General features: G+C 70.2%; 7 protein-coding genes. 3 read left to right on the top strand and 4 right to left on the bottom strand.

Annotation, left to right across the window (positions count from 1 at the left end; genetic code table 11):
• Nucleotides 1–87 precede the first annotated feature (87 nt).
• A complete protein-coding gene (locus ACWDEN_RS47810; RefSeq protein WP_450864407.1) occupies nt 88–642 on the top strand; it encodes an aromatic-ring hydroxylase C-terminal domain-containing protein in 555 nt (184 codons plus the stop codon).
• Between the two features lie 497 nt (nt 643–1,139).
• Here the strand turns inward: ACWDEN_RS47810 and ACWDEN_RS47805 are convergent, their stop codons facing one another.
• A complete protein-coding gene (locus ACWDEN_RS47805) occupies nt 1,140–1,934 on the bottom strand; it encodes a hypothetical protein (RefSeq protein WP_450864405.1) in 795 nt (264 codons plus the stop codon).
• Nucleotides 1,935–2,233: 299 nt separating this feature from the next.
• Between ACWDEN_RS47805 and ACWDEN_RS47800 the strand changes: the two genes are divergently transcribed.
• Nucleotides 2,234–2,506, top strand: coding sequence for a hypothetical protein (locus tag ACWDEN_RS47800; RefSeq protein ID WP_450864403.1), 273 nt, complete (start codon nt 2,234–2,236; stop codon nt 2,504–2,506).
• Here ACWDEN_RS47800 and ACWDEN_RS47795 read toward each other — a convergent pair.
• On the bottom strand, nt 2,499–2,945 hold the full coding sequence (locus tag ACWDEN_RS47795) for an anthrone oxygenase family protein (protein ID WP_450864401.1): 447 nt from the start codon (nt 2,943–2,945) through the stop codon (nt 2,499–2,501). The genes ACWDEN_RS47800 and ACWDEN_RS47795 overlap by 8 nt on opposite strands.
• A 91-nt stretch (nt 2,946–3,036) precedes the next feature.
• Here ACWDEN_RS47795 and ACWDEN_RS47790 point away from each other — a divergent pair, with 91 nt between their 5' ends.
• Nucleotides 3,037–3,615, top strand: coding sequence for a TetR/AcrR family transcriptional regulator (locus ACWDEN_RS47790; RefSeq protein ID WP_450864399.1), 579 nt, complete (start codon nt 3,037–3,039; stop codon nt 3,613–3,615).
• A gap of 221 nt (nt 3,616–3,836) precedes the next feature.
• Here the strand turns inward: ACWDEN_RS47790 and ACWDEN_RS47785 are convergent, their stop codons facing one another.
• Nucleotides 3,837–4,364: an STM3941 family protein gene (locus tag ACWDEN_RS47785; protein ID WP_450864397.1), complete on the bottom strand. Its 528-nt coding sequence runs from the start codon at nt 4,362–4,364 to the stop codon at nt 3,837–3,839.
• A gap of 82 nt (nt 4,365–4,446) precedes the next feature.
• Nucleotides 4,447–4,620, bottom strand: coding sequence for a hypothetical protein (locus ACWDEN_RS47780; protein WP_450864395.1), 174 nt, complete (start codon nt 4,618–4,620; stop codon nt 4,447–4,449).
• Nucleotides 4,621–5,233: the final 613 nt, after the last annotated feature.

Raw genomic sequence — 5,233 nt, 5'->3', positions numbered from 1 at the left:
CGGCGGCGGGTGGCCCGCTGCGCGGATCGGTCGGAGACGAGTGAGGCGATCGCGAGATGGGTCTCGGCGTAGGTATCGCGGCGTCCGGTGAAACGTGCGACCGTACACGGACACGCGCCCGACGGGCTTCTCGACACCTACACCCACGAGCGCCATCCCGTCGGCGCCCAGGTGCTCAACTGGTCACGCGCACAAGTGGCCGTCATGAAGCCCGACCCGCATGCTCAGGCGGTCCAAGGAATCATCCGCGACCTGCTCACCTCCCGTGACGGAACGACCTACGTGTTCGAAAAGCTCTCGGGATCGTCGATCCGCCACGACCTAAACAGCGAGCACTCGCTGGTCGGCCGCAACGCCCCCGACCTCCGTCTCCAGGACGGCACTCGCCTCGGCGACCTGATGCAGGGCGGACGCGGCATCGCTCTCGACTTCAGCACCGACCGGCGGCTGCGCGGTTCAGCGGTGCACTGGGGGCGTCGAATCCGCTACGCCACCGGCCCGGCGGGAAACGACCTCGGGCTAGGCGCAGTGTTGATCCGCCCCGACGGCATCGTCGCCTGGGCGGACGATCACGACCCTGCCCCCGACACGTTCGAGTGGGCCGCCGCCCAGTGGTTCAGCACTCGCCCCGCAAGGGGCTGACCGCGATGCGGCGTCGATCTGGTCGGCGGCGGGCGGGGTGCAGGGCGCAGGGCCATCTTCGAGCGAGGCGACAGCAACCTTGATCCAGGCGGCGTCGGTCGGCGACTACCCCCAAGTCGCTATTGCGCCGAGTGAAACCGACGACGCCCCCGCCCATCGCGCCGCCGATCTCCACGCCGGTGCAGTGATCACGGGGACCTCCACCAAGCACTCGTGCGCACCCCAGGCCGGTCAGTTACGTTCTCACCGTCCGTGACACCCGAAGGCGTCGCACAGCCGCCGATTGCGCAGCAACCGCCGACAGTCCGGCGGTTGCAGCGCCGCGTACGTCGGCAACGGCACTGCCACGGCCAGCTACCTCCGCCCGTAGCCAGCGCCTTGTTCTCAGCCCGTGCGGAGCCGCACACGCCCGACGGAGCTCGCGCACATGGCGCACCGGCCACGGACCAACTCTCTATGGGTGGCACCCGCGGCCGGGACTGCGGCTTTGGTCCGACCTAGTCCAGGTTGTCGCCGGTTAGCGCGTCTCCAGCGACGGGAGCGTGAACGGCGGCGCGCAGCGCGCCGATGGACGGGTCGCTGATCGAGACGAACAGCCTGTACGGCGGCTGCCCGATGACGGTGTTGTGGGCATCGATCGGTCCGGAGAGCCCCTTCTCGACTTGCCCGGCGTCGATGCCGGGGCACACGGCCGCCAGTGGCAGGGTCAGGTCGGCGGTCACCTCGTCGCCGGAGCGGACGGCCAGCCGATGGTCGGGGCCCGTTGTTGCGCCGTGCAGGCTCACCGGCAGCCGGTGCGCACCGGCGACGAGCCCGTGCGGTCCCTCGATCTCCACGGCCACCCCCTGCGCCCCGATCGGCTGCGCCAGACTGAGCGTCCGCGACGGACCGGGGCCCAGCCCGAACGAGATCGAGAACGTCCACTGGTGTCGGTACGGTCCGGTCTTGCCCGGGAGACCGTCCCCGCCCCCGTAGGACAGCAGGACCAACTGCGGGCCTGGCACCCGACGGCCGCTCAACGCGGCGGCAGCCGCGGCGTGCGCGCCGGGCGGAACCGGGAAGAAGTGGTAGCCCTTGGCCCCGCAGTGGTCCCCGTCCGACATCCCACCGCCCGGCAACGGCACACTGTGCAGCGAACCGGTGCCCATTGGCCCCGGGGGGAGCCCGTCCGGCTCGCCCAGAGCTCCCAGCCGCGCCCGCGCTGGACTCCCCCATGACCACCACAGCACGAGGAAGACACCGACCGCGGCGCCCACGATCCACGGCACGACTCTGCGCACCTGCCGATTCATCCCGTCCTCCTCCAGCTCACGGCCGCCGCGGAGGCTATCGCACGGGAGTGCGCGAGTCGTGCGGGAGGGTGGGTCAGGCCGTCGGGAGAACCTTCGCCTACGGACGTTCGCTGGAGCCGACCGTGGCCCACGCGCCGAACGTGCCAGAAGGACCCACGTTCGCTGAACGCTACGTGCCAGAACGTGCCTTACGCCTCCTGGCTAGCCCAGATAACCTCCGGAGCCTTCGCGCTGCTGCCCATCGTCGTGAACATCCGGAGAGCGCCGACGGCCGTAGTGCCTCCCGAATTGCTGTCGAAGTGCTGCTCCTTGGCACGTACGACGCCATCGACGCATTCCTCGTCGAACACTTCGACAAGTCAGCGACTGCCGTGGTGCCGGCCAGGGCCTCCGTCATGAGCCATATCGCCTGGTCCTCCCAGGAGGTGTTCGAGGACCGAAGGATACGCTCGCCCTACGACGGTGGTGGTGCGCAGCTTCTCCCGCGCGACCGCACCGGCGAGGACCGCCCGGTCGTAGCTCAATGGGAGGCGAGGTATCTCCCACTCCCCCGCTGTCTGCGGCTCAAGTGAGGGCGGTGACCAGCAGGGTGAAGGCGCCGATGATCACGGCGACGCGGACGTAGTGCCAGCGCAACCAGCGGTTCAGCTGCTCCTTCCAGTCCTCGGGCCGGTTCTCGGGGGTCCACGTCTTGTTCCGGTTGTTGATCGGGACGAGCAGCAGGACCGACATGACCACGCTGAGGAGCAGCAGCGCGCCAGCGGTGACGACGAGGCCGGTGCCGTGGTGGTGCCGTCCGGCGAGGGCCCAGATGCCGACGAGGACGAGCGAGCCGATGTACCAGACCGGCATCACGGCGCCGAGCATCCGGCCCCCGTGGGCGTGGCCGAGCTGGCCACTGTCCTCCGGGAGGGCGTTGAGGATCGGGTTGATGACGAAGAGGACGGAGAACTCCACCCCCACCATCACGCCGACGACCACGGTGGTGACGATCTCGAGTGCGTTGAGCATGATGACCCTCCCAGGCATCTAGCGTTGCTAGATGATGAGGCAACGCCAGTACTGCTGCCGCTCGATTGTCTAGCGATGCTAGAATCGAATCATGTCGGTACAGGAACGCAAGCAGCGCGAACGGGCGGAGCGCGAGCGCCTCATCGTGGCGACGGCCCGCGAACTCGCCGAGCAGCAGGGCTGGGACGCGGTCACCACCCGCCGGCTCGCCGAGCGCATCGAATACAGCCAACCCGTCCTCTACAGCCACTTCCGCGGCAAGCGCGAGATCATCGGCGCCGTCGCCCTCCAGGGCGCCACCGAGACGGCCACGGCGGTACGGGCCGCGACCGCCGCCGCGGACGGCCCGCGCGCCCGGGTCGCCGCCCTCGCCCGCGCCTACCTCGACTTCGCCGCGCGCAACCCGGCCGTCTACGACGCCCTCTTCCAGCTCGACGGCGGTCTCGCCTACGCGCAGGAGGACACCCCGCAACCTCTCAAGGACGCCTTCGCCGCGCTGCTGGAGTGCCTGGGCGAGGTCGCCGGGGACGGCGTCGACCCGGGGCTGTTCACCGAGGTGTTCTGGGCGTCCCTCCACGGCGTGGCGACCCTGACCCGGTCGGGACGGCTGCCGCCGGAGTACACCGAGACGAGGGTGGGGCTGCTGGTGGACCGGCTCGCCATGCTCTGACGCACCGTCCCGGCGGGCACAGAGCCGACGGCCAACGCTTCGCCGCGCAAACCGCCATCTCCCCCATACCGCCGAGGATGTCGCGGGTCTGGATGACGGTCTGCTGCTGGCCGCCCGGCGATCTTGTCGTCCATGTCGCCGGATCCGGTCCGCACTGCGTCGGAGCTGCGGCCGCCGTTTCAGCGGGCGACTGCGGCCGCCGCCGTCCTCAGTGCCGTGGCTCAGTTCTGCACCGCGAGTCCGGGGCGGTGGCGCCGCATCGCGTCCAGGACTGCCTCGGGCGGCACCGGCAGGGTGTTCGTGGCCAGGTTGGCCGGACCGAAGCCGAGTCGTGCGTTCATGGACGCGGTGCTGCGGACGAGCTTGGGTGCACGGGCCAGATAGGCGTCCGGGTCGTGGAGGACCAGCTCGATGAACCGCTGCGAGGTGTCGCGTACCCGCTGCTCGCGTATCCGCACCGCGGCTATCTCGTCCCAGCCGAACCGGCCCAGCCTCACATGGTCCACTCCCGCGTCGTCCAGCACCAGCTCCGGCCGGTCGCGCAGCAGGCGCTGGATGATGAGCACCGCGCAGAACCCGAAGAAGAGCACGGCCAGCGCCCCCGCCACCGTCATCTTCACGGTGCTGTGGGCGACCAGGAGAACGATGCCCACAGCGACGAAGACCACAGAGCCGGCCAGCATGGCCCACACACGTCCCTTGGCGAGCGGGTAGACCGTCGGGGGCAGCGGAACGCCGTTGGGGATCATGGGCTCAGACTGTAGGACCATCGCCCTCGTCAGCGGAAGCCTTTTCGCAGGCCCTGCGGTACCCGTGGCTGTCCCGTCTGCCTCACACCGACGCGCTGCACGAGGTGATCGAGGCGAAGCGGGACGCCCGCCAGCTGCCCGAGTAGCGCAGCTGGCGGCCCGGCCGGGTCAGCTGGCGGATCTGATGGCTGCGCTGCAGCAGTCGGTCGACGAGGCCCGGGCGGCGCGCGGCGAGACGGGCGACGCGGAGGCGCACCAGGCGCCGGCCGCGAAGAAGGCCACGGCTGGGGAGTCGGCGCGGAAGGCACCAGCCCAGACGGCTTCCTCGAGGAACGCCGGGCGCAACGGTGGTCGGCGAGGTGCGCCAGCACGCTGACCTGCCGTGGTCGGGGTCATGGTCGGCCTGTCCCCCGCCGTGGCCAGGGCTGCGGGGTGTGCGCGGATAGAACTGCTTCCCGCGGCTGTCGCTGGGAAGGAGGTGTCGGCGCCGGTCGTCGGCTTGCCCGCCCGGGCTGGCCTGGGACAACCGGGTCGGCAGGCACAGGGGTGGGCCAACCCTCAGTGCAACCCTCGGTCCCCCTGTCCGCTCAACCGTCCAGCCCACCGTCCAGCCCACTAAGGAAGCAACCCTCAACCCGGCCGCCGCGCCGGCGACGCGTCCGGCTCCCGGCCACTGGGCAAGCCTCCAAGACAGCCGGCTTGCCCAGGCTCGGCAGGCTTGCCCGACACCATGCAGCGCCCTGCCCTAGGGCCTGTGTGAGGTCGTGATCAATTTCGGGTTCTGGTCCCGTGCGGGGACAGGACCTGGTAGGACGCTGGGTGTGACACGTAGGCAACTCACCGACGAGCAGTGGGAGTTCATCGAGCCG

Source organism: Streptomyces sp. NPDC001153 (assembly GCF_053598315.1).
Note: the sequence above shows the minus strand (reverse complement) of the source record. Positions and strands in the feature narration are given on the sequence as shown.